Genomic DNA, 22,884 nt, shown 5'->3' on the forward strand with positions numbered 1-22,884 from the left:
CCGCTCCCACACTGGATCTCAGTCGTTCACAAACATTGTGTTCGCTGAAGAGCCAGTGTGGGAGCGGGCTTGCTCGCGAAGGCGACCGATCAGGCAACCAAAGGCTTCCTGATCAACCCAGAATCTCGCGCAAGCGATACCAGAACATCCCAAGTGCCAGCAGTGGCGAACGCAGCAGCGGGCCGCCGGGGAAGGTCATGTGCGGCACCGCGCTGAACACATCAAACCCCCGGCTGTGCCCGGCATGGATCGCCTCGCCCAACAACTTTGCGCACCAGTGGGTGACGTTCAGGCCATGGCCGGAATAGCCCTGCGCATAGAACACGTTCGGATGCTGGTTCAAGCGCCCGACCTGCGGGAAGCGATTGGCCGAGATGCCGATCTTGCCGCCCCATTGATAGTCGATGCGCACATTCGCCAACTGCGGGAACACCTTGAGCATTTGCGGGCGCATATACGCCGTAATGTCCGCCGGATCACGTCCCGAATAGTGGCAGGCACCGCCGAACAGCAAGCGCCGGTCCGCCGAGAGCCGGTAGTAATCCAGGCCGACTTTCTGGTCGCACAGCGCCAGGTTGTGCGGGATCAGTTGCGCAGCTACGTCCGGCGCCAGGGGTTCGGTGGCAATGATGTAACTGCCCGCTGGCAGCACCTTGCCGCTCAAGTGCGGTTCAAGTTCTTCCAGGTGCGCATTGCAGGCCAGCACCAGACTGCCGGCGCGCACCGTGCCACCGGCACAACGAACCTGCGCGGTGCTGCCATGGATCAATTCCAGCACCGGGCTCTGCTCGAAGATCTGCACCCCAAGTGATTGCGCCAGCCGCGCTTCGCCGAGGACCAGATTGAGCGGGTGCAAGTGACCCGACCCCCTATCGATCAAACCACCGGCATACACGCCGGAGTTCACAACCTGCTCACGGATCTGCTCTGGGCCGACCAGCCGGGTTTCGTGGGAATAACCTGACTCGGAAAGGCCTTCCTGTTCGGTCTTGAGTGCCGCGAACTGCGCCTTGGTATTGGCCAGTTCGCAGAAGCCCCAGCGCAGGTCGCAATCGATGCCGTGCTCACGGATGCGGTCACCCACCAGCGCCACCGACTCGATCCCGGCACGCTCGAGATAGCGCACGCCTTCTTCACCGACATGCCGGGCGAAACCGCTAACGTCATGCCCGATACCGCGAATCAGCTGGCCACCGTTGCGTCCGCTGGCGCCCCAGCCAATCCGCCGGGCCTCCAGCAAGATCACCTTGAGCCCGCGCTGAGCCAGTTCGATCGCCGTGTTAACGCCGGTGAAACCACCGCCGATCACGCAGACATCGGCCTCAAGGTCCGACGTCAGTGCGGGGTAGGGCGCCATTCCATTGGCCGACGCGGCGTAATAGGACTGGGTGTGTTCATTGCTGGACTGATTCATTTGTTGGACTTCACTTTGCTCCAGGAACGGGTCATCAGACGCATGATCGGCTGGGGCGGGGTGGTCGAAATGTAGAGCTTGTCGAGGACTGCCTGAGGCGGGTAAACCTCAGGGTTGTTCACCAGTTCGGCGTCCATGTATTGCTTGGCGGCCGGGTTCGGGTTGGCGTAACCGACCGAGGCACTGACCTTGGCAATCACTTGCGGGTCGAGCAGGTAATTGATGAAGGCGTGGGCTTCTTTCGGATTGCCGGCGTCGGCGGGAATAGCCAGCAAGTCGAACCACAAATTACTGCCTTCCTTGGGAATGGCGTACGCGATGTTCACGCCGTTCTTCGCTTCCTTGGCCCGGTTCGCCGCCTGGAACACGTCGCCCGAATAACCGAAGGCCACGCAGATGTCGCCGTTGGCCAGGTCCGAGACGTACTTGGAGGAGTGGAAATACGTGATGTACGGCCGAATGCTCAACAGCTTGGCTTCGGCTTTCTTGAAGTCTTCCGGGTTTTCGCTGCGTGGGTCCATGCCCATGTAATTGAGGATCGCCGGGAACACTTCGTCGGCCGAGTCCATCATCGACACGCCGCACTGGCTGAGCTTCTTGATGTTCTCCGGTTCGAACAGCACCGCCCAGGAGTCGATGTGATCGATGCCGAGCACTTGCTTGACCTTGTCGACGTTGTAGCCAATACCGTTGGTGCCCCACAGGTAAGGCACCGAGTGCGCGTTTTGCGGATCGTTTTTCTCCAGCAGCGCCAGCAGTTTCGGGTCGAGGTTGGAGAAGTTCGGCAGTTGCGAACGATCCAGTTTGAGGAACGCACCGGCTTTCACCTGGCGGGCGAGGAAGTGGTTGGACGGCACCACCACGTCATACCCGGTACGGCCGGCGAGCAATTTGCCCTCCAGGGTTTCGTTGGAGTCGAACACGTCGTAGATCACTTTGATCCCGGTTTTTGCCTGGAAGTCGACGAGGGTGGTCTCGCCGATGTAATCGGTCCAGTTGTAGACACTGACCTGTGGCTGAGCCTGTGCCACGGCGCTGAACAAAACGGCCAGCGCGACCGGGACCATGGATTTCAATAGACGCATATCGATACCTCTTGGAATTATTGGGTTTTTCCAGGCGTTTCTTTGGTGTTCTCTATCCCTGTGGGAGCGGGCTTGCCCGCGATGGCGGCCGGTCAGTCACCGAGGTGTTGAATGTGCCGGCCTCTTCGCGGGCAAGCCCGCTCCCACAGGGGATGTGTGATGCCATGGGGAGCGAGGCTTTTAGACACTCAGCAGCAGGAACTCACGCTCCCAGGAGCTGATCACACGCTTGAAGTTCTCGTGCTCGGCGCGCTTGACCGCGACATAACCGCGAACGAATTTGCTGCCCAGATAACGCGAAACGGTGTCGCACTCTTCCATCTGCGTCAGCGCGTCCTCGATGGTGATCGGCAGGCGCAGGTTACGGCGCTCATAGGCCCGACCTTGCACCGCCGCGCTCGGTTCGACGCCCTCGACCATCCCCAGATATCCGCACAACAAGCTCGCAGCGATGGCCAGATACGGGTTGGCATCCGCTCCCGGCAAACGGTTTTCCACGCGCATCGCGTCCGGGCTTGAGGTCGGCACACGCAAGCCGACGGTACGGTTTTCTTCGCCCCATTCGACGTTCACCGGCGCCGAGGTGTCCGGCAGGAAGCGGCGGAACGAATTGACGTTGGGTGCAAACATCGGCAGCACTTTCGGGATGTACTTTTGCAAGCCGCCGATATGGTGCAGGAACAGCTCACTCATAGTGCCGTCGGCATTGGCGAAGATCGGCTGGCCGGTGGCGATGTCCACCACGCTCTGGTGAATGTGCATGGCGCTGCCGGGCTCATCGCCAATCGGCTTGGCCATGAACGTCGCCGCGACGTTGTGCTTGAGCGCCGCCTCACGCATCGTGCGTTTGAACACGGTGATCTGGTCCGCCAGGTCCAGCGCGTCGCCGTGACGGAAGTTGATTTCCATCTGCGCCGGGCCGTCTTCGTGGATCAGCGTGTCGAGGTCCAGGCCCTGCAATTCGCACCAGTCGTAGACGTCTTCGAACAGCGGATCGAACTCGTTGGCGGCGTCGATGGAAAACGACTGACGACCACTTTCCGCGCGGCCCGAACGGCCCATCGGCGCCTTCAACGGCAAGTCCGGGTCTTCGCAGCGCTGGGTCAGGTAAAACTCCATTTCCGGCGCGACAATCGGCCTCCAGCCTTTGTCGGTGTACAGCTGCAGGACTTTTTTCAGCACGTTGCGCGGCGACAGTTCGATGGGGTTGCCGAACTTGTCGAAGGTGTCGTGAATCACGATGGCCGTCGGCTCGATGGCCCATGGAATCACGTAGACCGCGTCGGACACCGGTTTGCAGACCATGTCGATATCGGCCGGGTCGAGCAGGTCGTAGTAGATGTCGTCGTCGACAAAGTCCCCGGTTACCGTTTGCAAAAGCACACTTTCCGGCAGGCGCATGCCTCGCTCATGCAGGAACTTGTTGGTGGGTGCAATTTTGCCGCGCGCAATGCCGGTCAGGTCACTGACGACGCACTCGACTTCGGTAATCTTGTGATCTTTCAGCCACGTCAGCAGCTGATCGAAAGGGGCATTCATAAAGACCTCGTTATTGGTTTTATTAACGCCAGGAGAAGCCGATTTCATCTTTCGGACACTTCCCCTGTAGCGCGTTGACGACTATCTTGGGCGAGCCTTGCGGTTCCATCTATCCACTTTAAGCAGCACAAAGCGCACCAAAAGAGTGCGCAAGGTCTCCCATGACAACCTGTAACTCGTTGCAAGTCCAAGCGTTCAACACCGCCGATGTGGCCGAACAAATCCGCGCCACACCGGGGTGGGTGCAGCATTATCAGCAGATGTCACCGGGGCATTTCGCCGGGCGGGTGCGCTATCTGGACCTGCAAGGCGTGGAGATTTACGAGGAGCAGATGAACACGCGGGTCGAGCAGAATTTCAGCGCGCCCGAGGGTTCGCTGGCGTTCTGTTTCGATCGCAGCGACAACGCGCTGTACGTGTTGAATGAAGAAAGCCGCAACATCTGGATCACCCCGGAGAACTACCAGGAAATCGCCGTGGTGTTTGGTCCGGAGTTTGTTCAGCGCCATGGGTTGAATGTCGCGCGGCTTGAAGGGTTGTTCATGGCGCCGCTGAATTCGGGGCAGAACGCGCTGTTCAGTCGCTGGTTGAGCGGGACGCTGACCCGGCTGACGCAGACGCTTGATCCGCCGAGCAAAGAGGCGTTGACCCAGCAGTTGCTGGAGGACTGTTTGTACATCCTCGATAACGCCTGTGTGTGTCTTGATCGCGGCGGTTTGCAGCGCCGGGCCGAAGAACGCGCGGTGATGAAACGCATCGGTGAGTGGGCGGCGGATGCGCCGGAAGAAACCCTGAACTTGTTGGAGCTTTCACAAATTGCCGGGGTTTCATTGCGGCAGTTGCAGCATGCGTTCAAGGCCTATACCGGCATGACGCCAACCCATTGGCTGCGCTTGCGTCGGCTCAACAGCGCGCACCGTGAGTTGCTCAGTCGTTCGGCAATGGAAACCACGGTGGCGGAGGTGGCGATGCGTTGGTCGTTCTGGCATCTGGGACGGTTTTCCAGCAGCTATCGGGCGTTGTTCAAGGAGTTGCCGAGTGAGACGTTGAAGCGTGTGGGGCGGGGCTGATTGGGCTGGAGCTGCTGGGTGTATATCCGTTTCTTCGGTGACGGCTGATATTGGTTTCGCTCTTACAGCGAGTCACTTTCGAAAAGCGCGAAAGTAACCAAAGCGCTTCTGCCCTTTCGTTCGGTGCCTCGCTAAGGCTCGGCATGCCCTCGCTCCGGTCCTGCTCCGTGGGCCCGCCGCCATCGGCCATCCATGGCCGGGGGCGGCTAACCCGGCATCCATGCCGGGTTGCCCACTGCGCAGAACCTCCACTCGGCCTTACGAGGGGCGGTGCGTCAAAATCAAAAGCACGGCGGCCTGCAGGCCGGCCTGATTTCTGCGCACACACTCCCCGTGACCCGTGACCTGATCGTTCCCACGCTCTGGTCTGCATCCCGTGACGCTCCGCGTCACCCGTGCGCAGGGCTCAGGTCATGCGTCGACAGCGGGACGCGGAGCGTCCCCGGCGGCATTCCCACGCGGAGCGTGGGAACGATCATGTGCGGACTGGTTTGCTCGCGCTGCTATTGATCTTGCCGTTGCCGTTGCCGTTGCTTCGGCTTTTGATCTTGATCTGTTGCCCCTTTCCCAGAGGCCGAACGCAGGCGTTGCGTAGGGGGCACCGCGGCAAGGATGCCGCGGTAGCCGCCCCCGGCCATGGATGGCCGATGGCGGCGGGCCCCCGGAGCAATGCCGGAGTGAGGGCATGCCGAGCCTAGGCGAGGCACCGAATGGAGGGGCAAAGCCTTTTGGTTCCTTTTTGGCGTTTGAAAAAGGGACTCGCTGTAAGAGCGAAACCATAAGCCGCCGTTACCGCAGAAACGGATATGTACTCACATCCCATTCAAACCGCCGGCACCGGTTTCGCCAACTCAATACCCGCCGCCCCCAATCGCTTGAGAATCTCAAACAACAAGTCACTCTTGGTACTGGCCACAATCCTCGGGCTGCTAACGTACCCGGTAATCGTCAGCGTAATCCCTTCCGGCGTCAGCTTGCTGAAACGCACAGAGGGAGCAGGGTGGTCAAGAATGGTTTCATGCTCAAAATACGTCTCATACAACAGGTTCTTGACCTGCTCGGGATCGATGTCCAGCGGGAACACCAGTTCAAGAATCGCCACCCCTTGAGCACTGCCGCCCATCGTCACGTTGCGCAAATTTTGTGAAATCAGCTGCGAGTTAGGCACGATCACAATCGAGCGGTCACTGAGCTGAATCTCGGTCGCCCGCACGTTAATCCTCCGGATATCACCCTCGACTCCGCTAATGCTGATCAGATCGCCGACCTTCACCGGGCGCTCGGTGAGCAGGATCAACCCGGAGACGAAATTCTTGACGATCTCCTGCAAACCGAAGCCGATCCCCACCGACAACGCGCTGACAATCCAGGCCAGGTTGGTCCACTTGACGCCCAATGAAGACAGCGTCAGCAGAATCACCAGCGCATAGCCGATGTTGCTGAACAAAGTGCTCAGCGACGCACCCATGCCAGGGTCCATATCGGTTTTGGGCAGGAACTCATTGTCCAGCCAGCGGCGCAGGGATCGAATCAAGTAGATGCCGATCAACAGCGCCAGCACCGCATTCAGCAGGTTCTCCGGGATGATGTTCAGCTTGCGCAGGCCATCGCCGCCGAGTATCGCTGTAACCCGATCCGTCAACTGCCCGAACGTCGATCCAACACCCCCCACAAACGTTGTAATCACCGCAATCAGGATCAAGGTCGCTCGGCCGAGACCCGACAAGACCACTTCGATTTGTTCAAGCCTTACATCACCGATACCGAGCAATTGTTTGATGGCCTTACCACTGGGATTTTTGGGCGAAAACAGGTAGTCGCACAAGTCCCTGAACAGCTGCGTCAGCAAATAGAAACTGGAAATCACGATATACAGCCAGACGATTTCATAGGTGATGAATCTGGCGAGGGAGACGTAACCGACCAACAGGCCAAACAGCGAAATCAATACGCCAATGCTGATGCCGGAATAAATCAGGCCTGCCAGCGTCGTACCGGCCTCCGGCGCTTCCCCGGCAATCACCATCGCTCGGCGGGTCTTATTGGTGCGCAGCAACAGTGCCCCCAAAATCAGGGCAACGACCAGAGCGACGATGCCCCGGCAGAAGATCACCGCCTGCGAACTCATGCCCATTGCATTGGGGATCTGCGCGAGCGACACCAGCACCAGCAGCGACCCGGCCAGCATGGCCGGATAGGGGCTCATCGCAAGCGCCACTTCATCGGCGATCCCCGGCAGGCGCCAGGAGGGATTGCGCCTGGACAGCAGGGCCCGACTCAGGCCGGTAATCATGGCGCAGGTGTAGGCGAGCTTCTCGATGTCCTCGAAATAGCCTTGCAGCGGCTGCGTCAGTGGATTCAGCCGAGTGGCAGCCATTAAGATCAGTTGGATGGCACAGCCAGCGCTCAACAGGGTGGCGAGTACCGTCGCTATCGCCAACGAGCTTCTGCGCAAACGACCTTCCGGTACGTGGTGGATGCAGATCCAGGTCAGCCCGCGCTCAGCCAGCCTGCGCCCCAACGACCAGAAGGCCAGGGCCAGCAATAGCAACATGACCGTGATACCGCGCTCGCCGGGTTGCCAGGCAGGCTCGACGACACTGTCGAACTGGTCGCTAAAAAAACGCAGGCGGTTTTTATCCTCTTCTATGGGAGAAAACAGCGGTAACCAGAATCGAGGATTGAGCAGGCTGGTGGTGCGCTGGACCAGCTCGGTCTCCAGTTGAGTGCGGCGAATGCTGGCGATCTGCGTGATGAGGTTGGCTGCGCCGAGTTTGATGGCCTGCAGTATCTGGAGATCGTCGTCCACCTTGTCTTTTTGTTCGGTCAGGTAGGTGCGCTGTTTCACCAGATCGGCCTTTTCCATGGCCAGGCTGGTCGCGGAGGTCGTCCCGAGCACATTGAGCTGCGCTTGCAATTGCGCCTGTTCGGGCAGTAACACGGCCTCCAGTTTGCTCGTATCACTGAGGAGTAATTGAACACTGTCCTGAAAACCCACCAACTGCGTGTAGTTACTGCTCAACGACACCTGTTGTTTAAGGTTGTCCAGCCTGAGTTGCAGGGTTTCCAGATCGCCCTTTGACACAGTGGTGATGGTGCTGGCTTCTGAAGTATTCGCCGGTTCATCTGCCGACAGCACGCCGATGTTCGCCGCCAACAGCGCAAACACGATGAACATGAGTAATTTCAGTGCAGGACGCATAAGTATGCCCCGGCGGCTTTAGCCATTCAGGTTAGGCCATGGCGTGTGCAGGCGCGAAAAATACTTCCGACACGCACACCACAAATGCCCGCTTCACCGGCAATCAACTGTGGGAGCGGGCTTGCTCGCGAAGGAAGGCATGCCGGAGCGTGCGTTCGGCGAAAACATGGCCTTCACGGCGGGCGAAACGGCGCTGGTGCGCGGACGGGTGGTCGATACCCACGGCGAACCGCTGGCCGGCGCGGTGCTGGACGTCTGGCAAACCGCCGAAAACGGCATGTATTCCGGCCAGGACACCGAACAACCGTTCGGCAATCTGCGCGGCCGCTATCGCACCGATGCCAACGGCTATTTTGCGATTCGCACGATCGTCCCGGTGTGCTACCCGATCCCCACTGATGGCCCGGTCGGGCGCATGCTCAATGCCGCCAACCGTCACCCGTGGCGGCCGGCGCACCTGCATTTCATGATCGACGTGCCGGGTTATCGCAAATTGGTCACGCACCTGTTCAATCACGATGATCCGTACCTGGCGTCCGATGCGGTGTTCGGCGTCAAACAGTCGTTGCAGGTGATCTATGAAGACCGGATCACCCACGATGATCTGTCCGCCGACCTGGGTATCGACCTGCCGTTCAAGCGTGCGTGTTACGAATTCGTCATGGAAACCGAATGAATCATGGGACAGTTTTTTGCGGTATTCGCTACAGACCACCCGGACTCGCTGGCCTTGCGTCAGCGTCTGCGACCTAGTCATCAAGCCCACTTGCGCGGGACCGAAACGCATCGGGTGATCGTCCGCCTCGGCGGTCCGACCCTTGATCATGAGGGCGCGGCGATGAATGGCACGTTGCTGGTGATTGAGGCGGGTAGCCTGCCGGAGGTGGAAGCATTTATCCAAGACGACCCGTATGTTCAGGCCGGGCTGTTTGCCAGCATCCAGATCCGCCCTTGGCACTGGAGCCTTGGCAACCCGGAATTGCGTGGCTGACCATGACCACCATCACCTTGTGCCAACGGGATGACATTATCGACGGCGGCGCCCTGGGTCTGCCTGAGCACCAGCAGCTGCATCCCGCCGGGCTGATTGCCGTTCGTCAAGGCGAGCACGTCTGGGTGTACATCAACCGCTGCCCGCATTTCTCGGTGCCGCTGGACTATCGCCCGCAAGAATTCTGCACCTATCGCGGCAAGATCCTGATGTGCGCTCATCACAGCGCGATGTTTCGGTTCGAAGACGGGCATTGCATCGACGGGCCGTGCAAGGGGGCGCAACTGGAGCCGGTGCCGGTGCGTTGGGTCGAAGACCAGTTGGTGATGGAGGTGTGATCTACACTCTTTGATGGTGAGAACCAGGCTCATCCGGAGGTCATCATGAAAAGGTTGTCGCCCATCAGTCTGTGCGTCGCATTGTCGGTTTTCAGTGTCCAGGGCTGGGCCGAAACGGTGGTGCCGATGAAAGGGCAGAGTTCGCAACAAACCCAAACCGACATTACCGATTGTCACAACATCGCGGCCAGTCAGAGCGCTTCGACGGCTGCGTCGCCTTCTGGTGGAAGACTGAAGGGCGCCGCCGTGGGTGCTGCCGCCGGTGCAGCGGGGGCTCAGGTGCGCGGGCGTCAGCACGACGAGTTTTATGATCGCGTCGATGATGACGTAAAGCAGGATTATCGCCAGAATCGCGCCAAAGAGACCGCCGCGGCGGGCGCCGTGGTGGGCGGCTCACGCCAGCGTCAGGAGCGCCGCGCACAGCAGAAAACCAGCGCCGCAACCACGTCAACGGCCTATACCAGTTGCCTGCAAGGAAAGGGGTATCAGGTCAACCCCTGAACCCTCCCGGACACACCGGACCTGTAGGAGCGAGGCTCGCCCGCGAAGGCGTCCGAGAGATCGCCTTCGCAGGCAAGCCTCGCGCCTACGAAAAGCGGTTCTGAGCCGTACGCTGATCGAGCAGATGAACCATCAGCACGGCATACAGCGTGACGAAGATGAACAACCCCATGCGCACCGCGAAAGCGGTGTAGACGTCTTTGCCCGCTGCGCTGTCCTGAACCGACTGGCCCAACAGGATGATCATGGTGATCAGCGTATTGAGCCAGAATCCCGGGCTCAACCGGGTAGGGCTCAGGGCGTACAGCTTGCGCGCCAGTATCAGGCCGAACAGCAGCGTCCACAGAAAGAACATCCACAGGTGCACAAACAGGCTGAGCGCGCACCAGAACAGGATCGCCAACACCCCGCCGAGCAGGGTTGAGCCTACCAGCTCGCGACCGGCGTTGCGCGCGCTGGTCGTTTCACTTTGCTGCCCGAGGCTGACCGCTTTGAGGATGATCGGCAGATAGCTGGCCGGATCGATCAGCGCCAACAGGAAGGTGGGCAACACGATCAAGGTTGCACGTAGCGCCACTCGGCCAGTGGCGTCGGCGGACAGGGGCGCGGCGCGCGGAGGAGTTGGGGCGTTGGCCGGTTCCGGGAAAAGCCAATGACTGATGGCCACCACCGTCACGGCGAGTAGCAACCCCTTGACCAGGGCAGCAATGACCATCGCCGCCAGGTCAAATTCGGCGACACCGGCCGAGGAAATCATGGTCAGGCCAATCACCAGAAACGTCACGACCAGGTTATTGCCGCCACTCAAGCCAAAACGGAAGGCCAGGAACAGACAGACGCCGATCAACAGCACGCCGCTGATGGGGTAGTAACGCAGGATCGGGATCAGCAACAGGCCGACGCCCGTGGTCAGCGCCGCAACCAGTGCGAGCACCAGACTGGTTTTGAACGGCAGCGCCCGATTAAGCATGGCCAGCAGCATCAGGCACAGCACCGGCCCAAGAAACGGCAGCGGCAAAGCCAGGCCGAAGCTGGCCGCGAGGCACAGTGCGGTGCCAGTGGCCAGCCGCAGCGCGCGCTGATCCCGGGCGGTGCCTTTAATAAACATACGAGAGCCAGCTCATCAGTCCGAGAAACACCCGGCCCAGCAGGTTCAGCGGATTGCCCTGGCTCGGGAACGCCATGACTTCGGCCTGCCCACCGGCACGGATGGCGCCACTGTCGCGCAGCACCTTCATGGACTCCGCGGAAAACTCGATAATCACTGGAAAACGCTGGGCCGGGCGCAGCCAGTCGCGGCTGTTCTGCACACTGGGCAACGTGCCCGGCGCGGGCGGCTGACCGACGCTGACGCCATAGCCCATGCTGCGCACGCGGCCTTCGAACACCTCGCCCGGCAGTGAATCCAGAACAATCGAAACCGGTGTCTCAAGCTTGACCAGACCCAAGTTGTTCTCGGTCAGATCCGCGCTGATCCACACATCGTGGATGGCAATCAACGTCATGACCGGGCTGCCGGCAGCGGCGAACTGCCCGGCGTCGGTCCGCAGATCGGTGATCAGCCCCGCCGAGCGTGCGCGTATCTGCGTGTTGGACAGGTCCAGCTCGGCTTTTGACAACGCCGTGGCGGCGCTGCGCAGCAAGGCGTTGTCTTCCTGACTGCCACCTTCCTGCTCACGTGCCCGCTGTACCTCGGCGCGGGCCTGGGCAACCTGACTGACCGCCTGTTCGCGGTTGGCGCGTGACACTTCCAGCAGGCGCACCGAAATGGTGCCGGGGTCTTCGCGATACAAACCTTCCAGACGTTGATTGTCCTGCTTCGCCTTGAGTTCGTTGGCCTGGGCGGCGCGTAAATTGGCTTGCGCCGACGCGATCCCGGCGGTGCTGGCACCGATCTGTCGGCGCGTCGATTCAAGGTCTGCGCGGGCACGGTCGACGGCGATCTGATACGGCTGCGGGTCCACCTCGAACAGCACATCGCCGGCCTTGACGTCCTGGTTGTTGCGCACGTTGACGCGCACGACGCGGCCCGCCACCTCTGACGCCACCGGAATGACAAAGGCGCCCACCCGCGCCTGTTGCGTATACGGCGTGTAGCGGTCAGCCAACAGGTACCAGGCCAGACTTAACACGATCAGCAGCAACACCCACTTGATGCCTTTTTTCGCCGGGTCGGCGGCCGGAGCCGGAGGCTTGGAGGAGGGCGCGTCGGGGGAGGGCTGCGCGGCTTCACTCATGGTTGTCTACCTTGTCTGGAAGAGGAAAGGCTGGCTGCGCAGCGGCGGGTTCATTCAGCAGATTGCCCCAGTCGGTGCGTTTTTCCATTTGCCGGCGGGTGGCGGGATCGACGCGCGGCAAGGCGCTGTACCAGCCACCGCCCATGGCTTTGTACAAGGCAATCACATTGCTCACCGCATTACTGCGGGCGACCAGGTAGTTGTCCTGTTGTTCGAGCAGCGCGCGCTGTGCATCCAGCACCCGCTGGAAATCCGAATAACCTTCCCGGTACTGAGTGTTGGCCAGCACCAGCGAGCGCTTGGCCGCGACTTCGGCCTCGCGCAGGATGCGTTCGCGTTCCAGCGATTTGATCAGACCGTTCGCCGCGTCGTCCGCCTCGCGTGCGGCCTGGCGAACCTTGTCGCGGTACGCCTCGATCAGTTGCTGCAAACGCGCATCCTGCACTCGCACGTTGTTGCTGATCTGGCCATGGTCGAACAGGTTCCAGCGCAAGCTGGGGCCGCCGATCAAGTCCAGCGTCCGGGACGTACCGTTGAGCGTGTCAGCGGACCAGACGATGCTGCCGAGCAAGGTCAGCGACGGATAGAAATCGCTTTCGGCCACACCGATCAACGCCGATTGAGCGGCGACATTCAGCTCGGCGGCGCGCACGTCGGGGCGGCGCAGCAGCAGATTGGCCGGCACATCTTGCAGCACGGCGCGGTCGACCAGCGGGATCAATCCTTCATTCTCAAGCAACTGCGGCAGTCCGCCGGGCGGCTGGCCGATCAACACGGCCAAGGCGTTGCGCGTGCGCTGTAGCTGATCTTCCAGGTTGGGAATGGTGCTCAACGTGCCCAGGTATTGGGTCTTGGCTTGTTGCAGGTCGAGTTCGGCTTGCTGGCCACTGTTGAACAGCTTCTCGGTGATCTCGAAGTTACGCTGTTGTTGCTTGGCGTTTTCCTGGGCGACGCGCAAACGTGCCTCGGTGGTGCGCAATGAATAATAAGTGTCGGCCACCTGTGCCCGCAGCAGCACAAGCACGTCTTCGTAGTTGGCCTGGGCGGCGAAGTAGCTGGCGTCGGACGACTCGATGGCACGACTGAAGCGTCCCCAGAAATCCAGCTCCCAGCCGACATCAAACCCGGCGCTGTATTGCCAGAAATGGCTGTCCTGTGGATTGATCCCGCCGGATTGCTTGCGATTGAAGTACAAACTGTCGGCGCTGGCCTGTTGCAGTTGCGGGTAAAGCCCGCTTTGGGCAATGCCCAGCTGGGCGCGTGCTTCCATGACGCGCAGGCCGGCGATCTTGAGGCTGGCGTTGTGCGCATCCGACTCGGCAATCAAACGGTCGAGCACTGGATCGGTGAACACCTGCCACCACTGGCGCAGGTCCGGGTTCATTCCACGTTGGCTGGATAGCTCGAGGGCAGGGGTGTCCCAATGTTTGACCCAGGCTTCACCCGGCGGTTGGAAATCCGGACCCAGCCGCACGCAGCCACTGAGGGCAAGCGCGCCAAGCATCAGGAATCGGCCGGATGTAGATGAATGCATTACGCATTTTCCAGTGCAGGAAGATCACAGGGAGCATAGACGCCCGAATGGGCGAGTTGAGCATTTTGCATATTCGCCCATCACGGAAGTGACAAGGTTTTTTGAAACTACACTGAAGGGGGGCTGAAAGCCGGTCCTGAAAATAGCTGCACTGACCGATGAACCTCGCATCAGCGGGTAGGTATCCGCAAGGCAGGCTGCATGCAAAACACTGGAGTACCAAAGCGCGCACGGGTGCTCGACCCGGTCGACCGTGTCACGGAAGTGATCTTCGGTCTGCTCATGGCGATGACCTTCACCGGAACGATCAGCGTGGCGACCTCAGGCCAGGAGGCGGAACGCACGATGATGATCGCCGCGTTGGGTTGCAACCTGGCCTGGGGGCTTGCAGATGCGGTGATGTACCTGTTGCGAACGGTGATCGAGCGCACCCGCAAGCGCACGCTACTCGCCACGTTGCGCAGCGGGGCGGACGCGGCGACGGGGCAGGCGCTGATTGCGCAGGCCTTACCGCCGCGTCTCTCGGCAGCGGCCGGCCCGGATGAACTGGAGTCGCTGCGGCGACGCCTGCTTGAGGTCACCGCCCTACCGGCAGCGCCACGCCTGGGCCTGGATGATTTCAAGGGCGCACTCGGGGTATTCCTGTTGGTCGTGGCCTCGACATTTCCGCTCGTAGTGCCTTTTCTGTTGCTGGACCAGACCGCGCTCGCCGTCCGTCTCTCTAACCTGATCGGTCTCGGGGTGCTGTTCATTGCCGGCTGGATACTCGCCCGCTACGCCGGTGCCAAACCGTGGCAAGGCGCGGTGGCACTGGCGATCACCGGTGCGGCGCTGATTACCGCGATCATCGCACTCGGCGGATAAGCCGTGTCATGAAATGAAAAGCCATTGTCGTCTGATGAGAAGCGGCTCACCAGGCGCCGTCCTACAGTCCAATCAGCGCATATCGACGCAAATAGCCAACAGTGCAGATTGGAGAATAAGAAAACATGGCCAAAGCCGTCCGCTTCTACGAAACCGGTGGTCCCGAAGTCCTTCGCTATGAAGAGGTCGAGGTCGGGGATCCCGGCCCGGGCCAGGTTCGCCTGCGCCACGTGGCGGTCGGCCTGAACTATGCCGACACCTACTTTCGCAATGGCACCTATCCGATCCCGATGCCGAACGGCATGGGCGTCGAAGCCTCCGGGGTGGTGCAGGCTGTGGGCGAGGGCGTCACTCATGTGGCCGTTGGCGACCGTGTGACCTACACCGGTTTTCTCAACACCCTGGCCGAGTTCACCCGACCGTTGAACGCCGCCGTGGACACCCTCGATGAACTGACGGCGTGGCTGCTGGATCGAGCCCAAAGCAACCCGAATGAAATCGGCGCCGCCTCGGTCGAGTACCTGCACGTCTTTGGCTACACCGCGTACGCCTACATGTGGGCGCGCATGGCCAAAGCCGCCATGAGCACGCCTTCCAAGGACGATTTCTACGTCAGCAAACTGGCCACCGCACGCTTCTACTTCGCCCGCCTGCTGCCGCGAATCCACTCGTTGAGCGCTTCAGCCAAGGCCGGTAGCGACTGCCTCTACCAACTGGATGCGGAGCAGTTCTGATCGCCGAGCCCACGCAAAACAAGGACCAGGAACCACAACCATGATGGCGACAAAAATAATTCCGCCCGCCGACGGCGCCTATGCCTATCCCTTGCTGATCAAGCAGCTGTTGCTGTCCGGCGTGCGCTACGAGCCGGGCCGGGAAATCGTCTATGCCGACAAACTGCGCTACAGCTACCAGACCCTCAATCAGCGGGTTCGTCGGCTGGCCAACGCCTTGACGGCAGCCGGCGTCAAGGCCGGTGACACGGTGGCGCTGCTCGATTGGGACAGTCATCGCTACCTGGAATGTTTTTTCGCCGTACCGATGATCGGTGCGGTGCTGCACACCGTAAACATTCGCCTGTCGCCGGATCAGGTGCTCTACACCATGAATCACGCCGAAGACGATCTGGTGCTGGTGCATGATGATTTCCTGCCCCTGATCGAGCCGATTCAGGGTCAGCTCAGCACCGTCAAAGGCTACGTGCGGTTGACCGACGACATGGCAAGCGAAACGTCTCTGCCGGTGGTAGGTGAGTATGAGCAGCACTGCTGCGTTCCGATGACGTGTACATGCCCATCACGCCGATGTTTCACGTGCATGCGTGGGGCGTGCCCTATGTCGCGACCCTGATGGGGCTCAAACAGGTCTACCCCGGACGCTACGAGCCCAACAGCCTGGTCAGGTTGTACCGGGAAGAGCGCGTGACATTCTCCCATTGCGTGCCGACCATCCTGCAAATGATCCTCGGCTGCGAGGCGGCGGCAGACAGCCGTTTTGATGGCTGGAAAATGCTCCTGGGCGGCAGCGCACTGACCCTGGGTATCGCCAGCGAAGCGAGCGCCAAAGGCATTCAAGTGCACAGTGGTTACGGCATGTCGGAAACCTGCCCGATCCTCTGCACCACTTACCTGCGTGATGAAGACCTCGAAAAATCCCGGCAAGCCCAGTTGCCCAAGCGCATCAAGACGGGCACGCCGGTGCCGATGGTCGATCTGAAAATCGTCGATGCCAGCGGTAAAGCCGTTGCCCATGACGGCGAGTCATTGGGCGAGATCGTGGTCCGCGCGCCGTGGTTGACGCAAGGTTATTTGAAGGAACCCGAGAAGGGCGCGGAGCTTTGGCAGGGCGGCTGGCTGCACACCGGCGACATGGCCTCTATCGATGCCATGGGCGGGGTGGAAATCAAGGACCGGATCAAGGACGTGATCAAGACGGGCGGGGAGTGGATCAGCTCCCTTGAGCTGGAAAACCTGCTCAGTCAACATCCTGCCGTGATGTCCGTCGCCGTGGTGGGCATTGCCGATGAGCAATGGGGCGAACGGCCGATGGCGCTGGTGATTTGCGAACCGGGAACCTTCCTCGACCGACGGGTTCTCGAGACGCACCTGCAACAGTTCGTCGAGAGTGGCCGCATCAACAAATGGGCGATCCCCAAACAGTTCAAGTTTGTCGCCGAGATTCCTAAAACCAGCGTCGGCAAGATCAACAAAAAGCTGATTCGGGAAAGCGCAGCGGGCTGAAGTGCAAAGGCGCTGGCCGATTCGGCACAGCGCTTCAGCGCGGCGAAGCCACTGTGAACGTGTCCGCTTCGGTCACCCAGCCGCCACCGGTTGCCTTGTAAACATCGACCATGGCGTTCAACACCAGGCCCCGGGTCTGGGTGTAACTCAACTCGGCGTCGAACAGGCTCCGCTCCGCATCCAGTACTTCGATGTAGCTGGTGTAGCCATTGTCGTAGCGAAGCCGCGCAAATTTTGTGTAGGTGCGCAACGCTTCGACCTGGTTAGCCTGGGAGGCCATCTGCTCGCGGGATTTGCTCGCGGTGACCAGCGCGTTTTCGACATCCCTGAACGCCGATTGAATCGATTGCTGGTAGCTCAACAGCGCTTGTTGTTGAAACGCCTCGGCCTGTTGAACCTGCCCGGCGATGCCGCCGGCGGTGAAGATCGGCATGCTCGCCCCGACCCCATAGGACCAGGTTGCGGCCGGACCGGTGAACAGGTTGGAGAGTTGGTTACTGGCCGAACCGAGCAGACCGGTCAGGGAGATCGTCGGAAAATACAACGCCTTGGCAGCACCGATGCGGGCGTTGGCGGAAATCAAGTCAAGCTCGGCCTGGCGCAGGTCGGGACGCCGCTCGAGCAAATCCGAGGGCAGACCGGCCGGCACTGACGGCAGGGTTAATTGCTCCAGGTCACGCCCCCGAATGATGGGCCCGGGGTTGCGTCCGAGCAGCACGGCCAGATTGTTTTCCTGTACGGCAACCTGGGATTCGAATTGCGCGACAGAGGCCTGGGTGCGCTGAAACTCGGAGAGGTTCTGCGCCAGTTCCATTTCGGAAATGGTCCCGGCGCCAAAGCGCAGTTTGAAGATTTCGTAGGAGTCGCCACGGGCCTTGGCGGTGGTGCGGGCAATTTGCAGTTCCTGATCAAGATCACGCAGGGTGATGTAGCTGGACGCCACCGATGACACCAGGCTCAAAATAACCGCACGCCGGCCTTCCTCCGAGGCCAGCAAGTCGGCACGCGCGGACTCGTTGAGGCGCCGCAGGCGACCCCAGACATCCAGTTCCCAACTGGCACTGAGATTAGCCTGGTAGTTGTTGAATATCGGGTCGATGCTGGAATCCAGCGGTACCGGGCCGTTGTCGCGGGGCGCGCGGTTACGAGTGCCTTGCACACCCAGTCCGACCTGCGGAAACAGTTGCGAGCGCACCACACCGTATCGGCCCTGGAATTCCTCGACCCGCGCGGCGGCGATCTTGATGTCCTTGTTCTCGGCCAAGGCACTGCGAATCAGCTCATTGAGCACCGGGTCCTTGAACTGCTCCCACCACAGGGTGTTCGACAGTTCGTGAGCCTCCTTGTCGGCATAGCGATAGGCGGCCGGGGCGTCAGTGGCGGGGCGCTGATAATCCGGGCCGACCATGCAGCCGGTCAGGCCCAGGCACAGCAGGAAAGGGAGATGAGCGGTGCGCATCTCAATCTCCCTCATGTCGATGTTGGGGAGCACCCTTGGGAAGCTCCCCGGAGGACAGTGGCGAGGTGAGCTGGGCGGGTGGCTTGATCACGCCTTTTTTCTCGGTCAAGCGTTCAACCAGGTAGTAGAACAGCGGGATGAAGAAGATGGCGATGACGGTGGCGGCGAGCATCCCGCCGATCACCCCCGTACCGATGGAATGGCGACTGTTTTCCGAGGCGCCGACAGCAATGGCCAGCGGCACACACCCGAGGATAAAGGCCAGTGACGTCATCACGATGGGCCGCAGACGCTCTTTCGCCGCGGTCATGGCGGCATCGTAGGCCGACATGCCGTTTTCGCGGTTCAGCACCGCAAACTCGAAAATCAGAATGGCGTTCTTGGCCGCCAGCGCGACCAGCATGGTCAGGCCGATCTGGAAGTAGACGTCGTTGCTCAACCCTCGAATCAACACCGCGAGCAGCGCACCGAACAAGGCAAAAGGCACCGCCAGCAACACACCCACCGGCAGTGACCATTTCTCGTACTGTGCCGCCAGGATCAGGAACACCATGATCAGGCCAAAGATGAACACCTTGGACGAAGCGCCGCCGCTTTTTTTCTCCTCGAACGCTTCGCCGCTCAGGGCCAGCGCATAGTCGTTGGTCATGATTTCGGCGCTGATTTCTTCCAGGGCCTTGAGTGCCTGGCCGGAACTGTAGCCAGGGGCCGCGTTGGCGGTGAGTTTGACCGCCGGGAAGTTGTTGAAGCGCGTCAGCAGGTCGGGGCCGGTGACGTAACGGGTGGTCAGCAAGGCCTTGAGCGGCACCATTTCAAGGTTTTTGCTGCGCACGTAAATCTGCTGCAGGTCCTCGGCCTTGAGGCGATAGATCGGCTCAGCTTGCAAAATAACCTGCCACAGGCGACTGAATTTGTTGAATTGAGACACGTAGAGCGAGCCGAACATGGTTTGCATCGTGCTGTAGACATCTTCTACCGGCACCCCCAGCGTTTCGGCCTTTTCCCGGTCGACGTCCACCAGCAGTTGTCGCGAGAACACGTTGAACGTGGAGGTAATGGCGCCGAGTTCGGGACGCTGTTTGGCCTTGGCAACCAGCGTGCCGACCATCTCAGCCAGTTGGCCGATACTGGCGTCGCCCTTGCTTTGCACCCACACCTCCATGCCCCCGGTGGTGCCCAGGCCAGGAATGGACGGCGGATTGACCGGCAGGATGATCCCGCCCTGAACCGTAGAAAAAGCATGGGCAGCCTTCTGGATAACCGCTGGTGCGCTTTGCTCCTTGATCGTGTCCGAGTCCTTGTAACGGCCCTCGAAATCCTTGAATCCGACGAAAAAGGCTGCCGCATTGTTCTTGTTCTGGCCGTCCAGCAGGCTGTAGCCGTTAACGATGGCAACGCCCTCGACGGAGGCATCGTTCATGAAGAAGTCACTGGCCACTTTCCCGACTTCGCCGGTGCGATCGAGGCTGGCGGCGTCGGGCATGATTACGGCCCCCAGCAAGTAGCCCTGGTCTTCCGGCGGCAGGAAGGCACTCGGTATTCGCTGCGCCATCAACAAGATCAATACGATCATGCCGGCAAAGAGCAGCAAGGCCAGTACGAAGCGTTTGATCATGAACGCCACCGAGCGCGAATAGCTTTCGGTCATGCGTTCGAAGCTGCGCTCGAACCAGCGGAAGAATGCGTTTTTATCACCGTGCTGCGGCTTGAGCAGCAGCGCGGCCAGGGCCGGTGAAAGAGTCAGGGCGACCAGGCCGGAAATCACCACGGAAATGGCGATGGTGATCGCGAACTGTTTGTACAGTTGGCCGGTGATGCCACCCATGAAAGCCACCGGGATGAACACCGCACACAGCACCAGGACAATGGCCACCACCGGACCGGCCACTTCATCCATGGCCCGTTTGGCGGCGTCCTTGGGCGACATCTTGTGGACTTGCATGTTGCGTTCGACGTTTTCGATCACCACGATGGCGTCGTCCACCACGATGCCAATCGCCAGCACCATGCCGAACAGCGTCAACATGTTCACCGAAAAACCCAGAGCCGACATGCCGATAAAGGTGCCGACAATCGACACCGGCACCGCCAGCACCGGAATCAGCGTGGCTCGCAGGCTCTGCAGGAAAATGAACACCACCACGACCACCAGCACCAGCGCTTCGAAAAAGGTGTGGATCACCTCGGTAATCGACGCCCGGGTAAACGCGGTGGTGTCCATGACGATCTTGTATTCGATGCCCTCGGGAAAGGTCGTCTTCATCTGCGCCAGCGTCGAGGTGACGGCGGCGGACACATCGAGGGCGTTGGCGCCGGGTTGTTGATACACGGCAATCAGCGTCGCCGGCTTTCCTTGGTAAGTGCTGCGCAACGAGTAGTCTTTTTGCCCGAGTTCGGCCCGGCCAATGTCCTTGAGACGAACAATGGCGGCCCCGTCGTTGCTGGCACGCAGAATAATGTTCTCGAATTCGGCCGGTTCAGTCAGCCGCCCTTTGGTGGTTACCGCAAAGGACTGCTCCACAGCCTGTCCGGTGGGGGACTGTCCGACCCGGCCCACTGCGAATTGCTGGTTCTGATTGGCCACGGCTTTCTGCACATCCGCCGCGGTGATGCCCAGTTGCGCCATGCGGTCGGGCTTGAGCCAGATCCGCATCGCGTAGTCCGGCGTACCGAAAATGCTCGCCTGGTTGGCCCCGGGAATGCGCTTGATGGCGTCCAGAATGTACAGGTTGGCGTAGTTGGCGACGTAGGTGCTGTCGTAGCGATCGCCGGCGGAGTAAACCGCCAGGACCATCATGAAGGCCGATGATTTCTTCTGTACCTGGATGCCCTGGCTCTGCACGGCGGAGGGCAGTTGCGGCAGGGCCAGGTTGACCCGGTTTTGCACGTCGACCTGGGCCAGCGAAGGGTCGGTGCCGATTTCGAAGAACACGTTGAGGGTCATGTTGCCCGTCGCCGAGCTCGACGAGTTCATGTAGATCATGTTGTCGGCGCCGTTGACCTGCTGCTCGATCGGCGCCGCCACATTGTTAGCCACCACCAGTGCATCGGCGCCCGGGTAGGTCGCCGCCACCGTAATTTGTGGGGGTGTGATGTCAGGGTATTGGGCGACAGGCAGTTGGACCATTGCCACCGCGCCAGCCAGGGTGATGATGATCGAGATCACCGAGGCGAAAATCGGGCGATCAATGCAATAGTGGGAAATGCTCATGGGCTGTGCCCACTGTTTTGCGCGGCCACGGCCGCTTTCGTCGCTGGCACCACGTCCGGGGCCGGTGGCGTAGGGGAGATGATATTCAGCGCTCCGCCAGGGGTGACCCGGATTGCCCCGTCGACCACGATGCGCTCACCCGCCTGCAAGCCTTTGGTAATGAACCAGTCGTCACCATGCCAGTCACCCACCTCGACAACGCGCTGCTCGGGTTTGCCCTCGGCGTTGACGACCCAGACGAAATGGCTTTTGGCGCCTTCCAGCACCGCCTTTTGTGGAACCACAATGGCGTTCGGCCGGGTAGCGCCGATGGCTCGCGCCCGCACGAACTGGCCGGGGCGCAACAGGCTGGCCGGGTTCGCCACCACGGCCCGGACCAGAAAGGTTCCGGTGTCCTGGCTGTAGGAGGGCGCCGCAAAATTCAGGCGACCGCGCTCGGGCACCACGGTGCCGTCGGCCAGTACCACTTCCACGACAAACTCGCTTCGTGGCGGAAAGATGAGATGTCCGGCCGCGATCTCGTCGCGGTACTTGAGCGTCTCGTTTTCCGAAAGGCTGAAATTGACGTAGATCGGGTCCATCTGCGACACGGTGGTCAGCAGGCCTGATTCACCGGGAGTGACGTAACTCCCTTCCTGCTTTTTGGCAAAGCTTGAAAGGCCCGTGAGGGGAGAGCTGATCGTGGTGTAGCTCAGGTTCAATTGCTCGGTGCGAACCGAGCCCTCGGCGGCCAGTACAGCGGCGCGGGTTTGGCGCTCGTCACCGACGGCGTTGTCCAGGTCCATCTTGCTGACCGCATTCTGTGCCGCCAAGGGACGCACGCGCGCCAGGGTGGCTTTGGCCACTTCCCATCGCGCCTGTTGCTGGGCCAGTTGTCCCTGGGCTGACAGCAACGCGGCTTCGAAGGGTTTACGGTCCATCTGAAACAGCGTTTGCCCGGCCTTTACCAAATCGCCTTCGGTGTACAGCCGCTTCTCGAGGAAACCGGCCACCCGGGCGCGGATCTCGACCTCGCGGGAGCTCTGGGTTTGCGCGACGAATTCAAAGGTGACTGGGGTGTTGCGTGCAGTGACGGTCATGACCGTCACATCGGGAGGCTGGCGGGCGGGAGAGGCGGGCTCTTTACCGCAGCCGGCAAGCAGGACCAGTCCCCCTGCCAGAGTGACGATCGGTAAGACGAAGAGCCGTCTGACAGCGTT

Annotated in this window: 15 protein-coding genes and 4 pseudogenes; 9 read left to right on the top strand and 10 right to left on the bottom strand. The window is 60.7% G+C overall.

Going from position 1 to position 22,884, the window contains the following annotated elements; all coding sequences use genetic code 11:
• Positions 1-112 precede the first annotated feature (112 nt).
• The 3 genes from ACA057_RS15760 to ACA057_RS15770 all read right to left on the bottom strand — a co-directional run bounded on the left by ACA057_RS15760 (position 113) and on the right by ACA057_RS15770 (position 4,038).
• Positions 113-1,414, bottom strand: a complete 1,302-nt coding sequence (locus ACA057_RS15760) for an NAD(P)/FAD-dependent oxidoreductase (protein ID WP_497340218.1) — start codon at positions 1,412-1,414, stop codon at positions 113-115.
• Positions 1,411-2,499 carry a polyamine ABC transporter substrate-binding protein gene (locus tag ACA057_RS15765; protein WP_497340220.1) on the bottom strand — a complete coding sequence of 363 codons (1,089 nt, stop codon included), beginning with the start codon at positions 2,497-2,499 and terminating at the stop codon, positions 1,411-1,413. Before ACA057_RS15765 ends, ACA057_RS15760 begins: the two co-directional genes overlap by 4 nt.
• A 180-nt stretch (positions 2,500-2,679) precedes the next feature.
• Entirely contained in the window at positions 2,680-4,038 is a 1,359-nt protein-coding gene (locus ACA057_RS15770) for a glutamine synthetase family protein (protein WP_497340222.1), read from the bottom strand.
• A gap of 161 nt (positions 4,039-4,199) precedes the next feature.
• On the opposite strand from ACA057_RS15770, the gene ACA057_RS15775 reads away from it, so the two are divergent.
• A complete protein-coding gene (locus ACA057_RS15775) occupies positions 4,200-5,108 on the top strand; it encodes a helix-turn-helix domain-containing protein (protein ID WP_497340224.1) in 909 nt (302 codons plus the stop codon).
• 823 nt (positions 5,109-5,931) lie between these two features.
• On the opposite strand, the gene ACA057_RS15780 is transcribed toward ACA057_RS15775, so the two are convergent.
• Positions 5,932-8,310 (bottom strand): DUF3772 domain-containing protein, encoded by a 2,379-nt coding sequence (locus ACA057_RS15780; protein ID WP_497340226.1) that lies wholly within the window; start codon positions 8,308-8,310, stop codon positions 5,932-5,934.
• A 133-nt stretch (positions 8,311-8,443) separates the two neighbouring features.
• Between ACA057_RS15780 and ACA057_RS15785 the strand changes: the two are divergent.
• From ACA057_RS15785 to ACA057_RS15800, 4 genes and pseudogenes are all read left to right on the top strand, one after another.
• Positions 8,444-8,986, top strand: a pseudogene (locus ACA057_RS15785) (dioxygenase family protein); the annotation flags it as partial.
• Between the two features lie 3 nt (positions 8,987-8,989).
• On the top strand, positions 8,990-9,301 hold the full coding sequence (locus ACA057_RS15790; RefSeq protein ID WP_497340228.1) for a YciI family protein: 312 nt from the start codon (positions 8,990-8,992) through the stop codon (positions 9,299-9,301).
• A 2-nt stretch (positions 9,302-9,303) separates the two neighbouring features.
• Positions 9,304-9,639 (top strand): Rieske (2Fe-2S) protein, encoded by a 336-nt coding sequence (locus tag ACA057_RS15795; RefSeq protein ID WP_497340230.1) that lies wholly within the window; start codon positions 9,304-9,306, stop codon positions 9,637-9,639.
• A 45-nt stretch (positions 9,640-9,684) separates the two neighbouring features.
• Positions 9,685-10,140 (top strand): hypothetical protein, encoded by a 456-nt coding sequence (locus ACA057_RS15800; protein ID WP_497340232.1) that lies wholly within the window; start codon positions 9,685-9,687, stop codon positions 10,138-10,140.
• Between the two features lie 85 nt (positions 10,141-10,225).
• Here the strand turns inward: ACA057_RS15800 and ACA057_RS15805 are convergent, their stop codons facing one another.
• Genes ACA057_RS15805 through ACA057_RS15815 form a run of 3 tightly spaced genes read right to left on the bottom strand, consistent with a single transcriptional unit; the run spans position 10,226 to position 13,911 of the window.
• Entirely contained in the window at positions 10,226-11,248 is a 1,023-nt protein-coding gene (locus tag ACA057_RS15805; protein WP_497340234.1) for a DUF2955 domain-containing protein, read from the bottom strand.
• Positions 11,238-12,377, bottom strand: a complete 1,140-nt coding sequence (locus tag ACA057_RS15810) for an HlyD family secretion protein (protein ID WP_497340236.1) — start codon at positions 12,375-12,377, stop codon at positions 11,238-11,240. Before ACA057_RS15810 ends, ACA057_RS15805 begins: the two co-directional genes overlap by 11 nt.
• Positions 12,370-13,911 carry an efflux transporter outer membrane subunit gene (locus ACA057_RS15815; protein ID WP_497340238.1) on the bottom strand — a complete coding sequence of 514 codons (1,542 nt, stop codon included), beginning with the start codon at positions 13,909-13,911 and terminating at the stop codon, positions 12,370-12,372. Before ACA057_RS15815 ends, ACA057_RS15810 begins: the two co-directional genes overlap by 8 nt.
• Before the next feature lie 201 nt (positions 13,912-14,112).
• Here ACA057_RS15815 and ACA057_RS15820 point away from each other — a divergent pair, with 201 nt between their 5' ends.
• The 4 genes and pseudogenes from ACA057_RS15820 to ACA057_RS15835 all read left to right on the top strand — a co-directional run bounded on the left by ACA057_RS15820 (position 14,113) and on the right by ACA057_RS15835 (position 17,015).
• Positions 14,113-14,775, top strand: a complete 663-nt coding sequence (locus ACA057_RS15820) for a hypothetical protein (RefSeq protein ID WP_497340240.1) — start codon at positions 14,113-14,115, stop codon at positions 14,773-14,775.
• Positions 14,776-14,900: 125 nt separating this feature from the next.
• A pseudogene (locus ACA057_RS15825) lies at positions 14,901-15,146 on the top strand (alcohol dehydrogenase catalytic domain-containing protein); the annotation flags it as partial.
• Between the two features lie 30 nt (positions 15,147-15,176).
• Positions 15,177-15,509 (top strand): annotated as a pseudogene (locus ACA057_RS15830) (acyl-CoA dehydrogenase C-terminal domain-containing protein); the annotation flags it as partial.
• 40 nt (positions 15,510-15,549) lie between these two features.
• A pseudogene (locus ACA057_RS15835) lies at positions 15,550-17,015 on the top strand (fatty acid--CoA ligase).
• 34 nt (positions 17,016-17,049) lie between these two features.
• Here ACA057_RS15835 and ACA057_RS15840 read toward each other — a convergent pair.
• From ACA057_RS15840 to ACA057_RS15850, 3 genes are read right to left on the bottom strand one after another with little or no spacing between them, the layout of a single operon-like run.
• Positions 17,050-18,474, bottom strand: coding sequence for an efflux transporter outer membrane subunit (locus ACA057_RS15840; RefSeq protein WP_497340242.1), 1,425 nt, complete (start codon positions 18,472-18,474; stop codon positions 17,050-17,052).
• A 1-nt stretch (position 18,475) separates the two neighbouring features.
• Positions 18,476-21,685 (bottom strand): efflux RND transporter permease subunit, encoded by a 3,210-nt coding sequence (locus ACA057_RS15845; protein WP_497340244.1) that lies wholly within the window; start codon positions 21,683-21,685, stop codon positions 18,476-18,478.
• Positions 21,682-22,764 (bottom strand): efflux RND transporter periplasmic adaptor subunit, encoded by a 1,083-nt coding sequence (locus ACA057_RS15850; RefSeq protein ID WP_497340246.1) that lies wholly within the window; start codon positions 22,762-22,764, stop codon positions 21,682-21,684. Before ACA057_RS15850 ends, ACA057_RS15845 begins: the two co-directional genes overlap by 4 nt.
• Between the last annotated feature and the right edge of the window lie 120 nt (positions 22,765-22,884).

It is taken from the genome of Pseudomonas sp. LBUM1661 (assembly GCF_059695925.1).

Coding starts and splice junctions, on each gene's coding strand:
- ACA057_RS15795 (WP_497340230.1), top strand. CDS start 9,304: ATGACCACCATCACCTTGTGCCAACGGGATGACATTATCGACGGCGGC.
- ACA057_RS15850 (WP_497340246.1), bottom strand. CDS start 22,764: ATGACCGTCACTGCACGCAACACCCCAGTCACCTTTGAATTCGTCGCG.
- ACA057_RS15840 (WP_497340242.1), bottom strand. CDS start 18,474: ATGCGCACCGCTCATCTCCCTTTCCTGCTGTGCCTGGGCCTGACCGGC.
- ACA057_RS15790 (WP_497340228.1), top strand. CDS start 8,990: ATGGGACAGTTTTTTGCGGTATTCGCTACAGACCACCCGGACTCGCTG.
- ACA057_RS15845 (WP_497340244.1), bottom strand. CDS start 21,685: ATGAGCATTTCCCACTATTGCATTGATCGCCCGATTTTCGCCTCGGTG.
- ACA057_RS15770 (WP_497340222.1), bottom strand. CDS start 4,038: ATGAATGCCCCTTTCGATCAGCTGCTGACGTGGCTGAAAGATCACAAG.
- ACA057_RS15775 (WP_497340224.1), top strand. CDS start 4,200: ATGACAACCTGTAACTCGTTGCAAGTCCAAGCGTTCAACACCGCCGAT.
- ACA057_RS15810 (WP_497340236.1), bottom strand. CDS start 12,377: ATGAGTGAAGCCGCGCAGCCCTCCCCCGACGCGCCCTCCTCCAAGCCT.
- ACA057_RS15780 (WP_497340226.1), bottom strand. CDS start 8,310: ATGCGTCCTGCACTGAAATTACTCATGTTCATCGTGTTTGCGCTGTTG.
- ACA057_RS15800 (WP_497340232.1), top strand. CDS start 9,685: ATGAAAAGGTTGTCGCCCATCAGTCTGTGCGTCGCATTGTCGGTTTTC.
- ACA057_RS15765 (WP_497340220.1), bottom strand. CDS start 2,499: ATGCGTCTATTGAAATCCATGGTCCCGGTCGCGCTGGCCGTTTTGTTC.
- ACA057_RS15760 (WP_497340218.1), bottom strand. CDS start 1,414: ATGAATCAGTCCAGCAATGAACACACCCAGTCCTATTACGCCGCGTCG.
- ACA057_RS15815 (WP_497340238.1), bottom strand. CDS start 13,911: ATGCATTCATCTACATCCGGCCGATTCCTGATGCTTGGCGCGCTTGCC.
- ACA057_RS15805 (WP_497340234.1), bottom strand. CDS start 11,248: ATGTTTATTAAAGGCACCGCCCGGGATCAGCGCGCGCTGCGGCTGGCC.
- ACA057_RS15820 (WP_497340240.1), top strand. CDS start 14,113: ATGCAAAACACTGGAGTACCAAAGCGCGCACGGGTGCTCGACCCGGTC.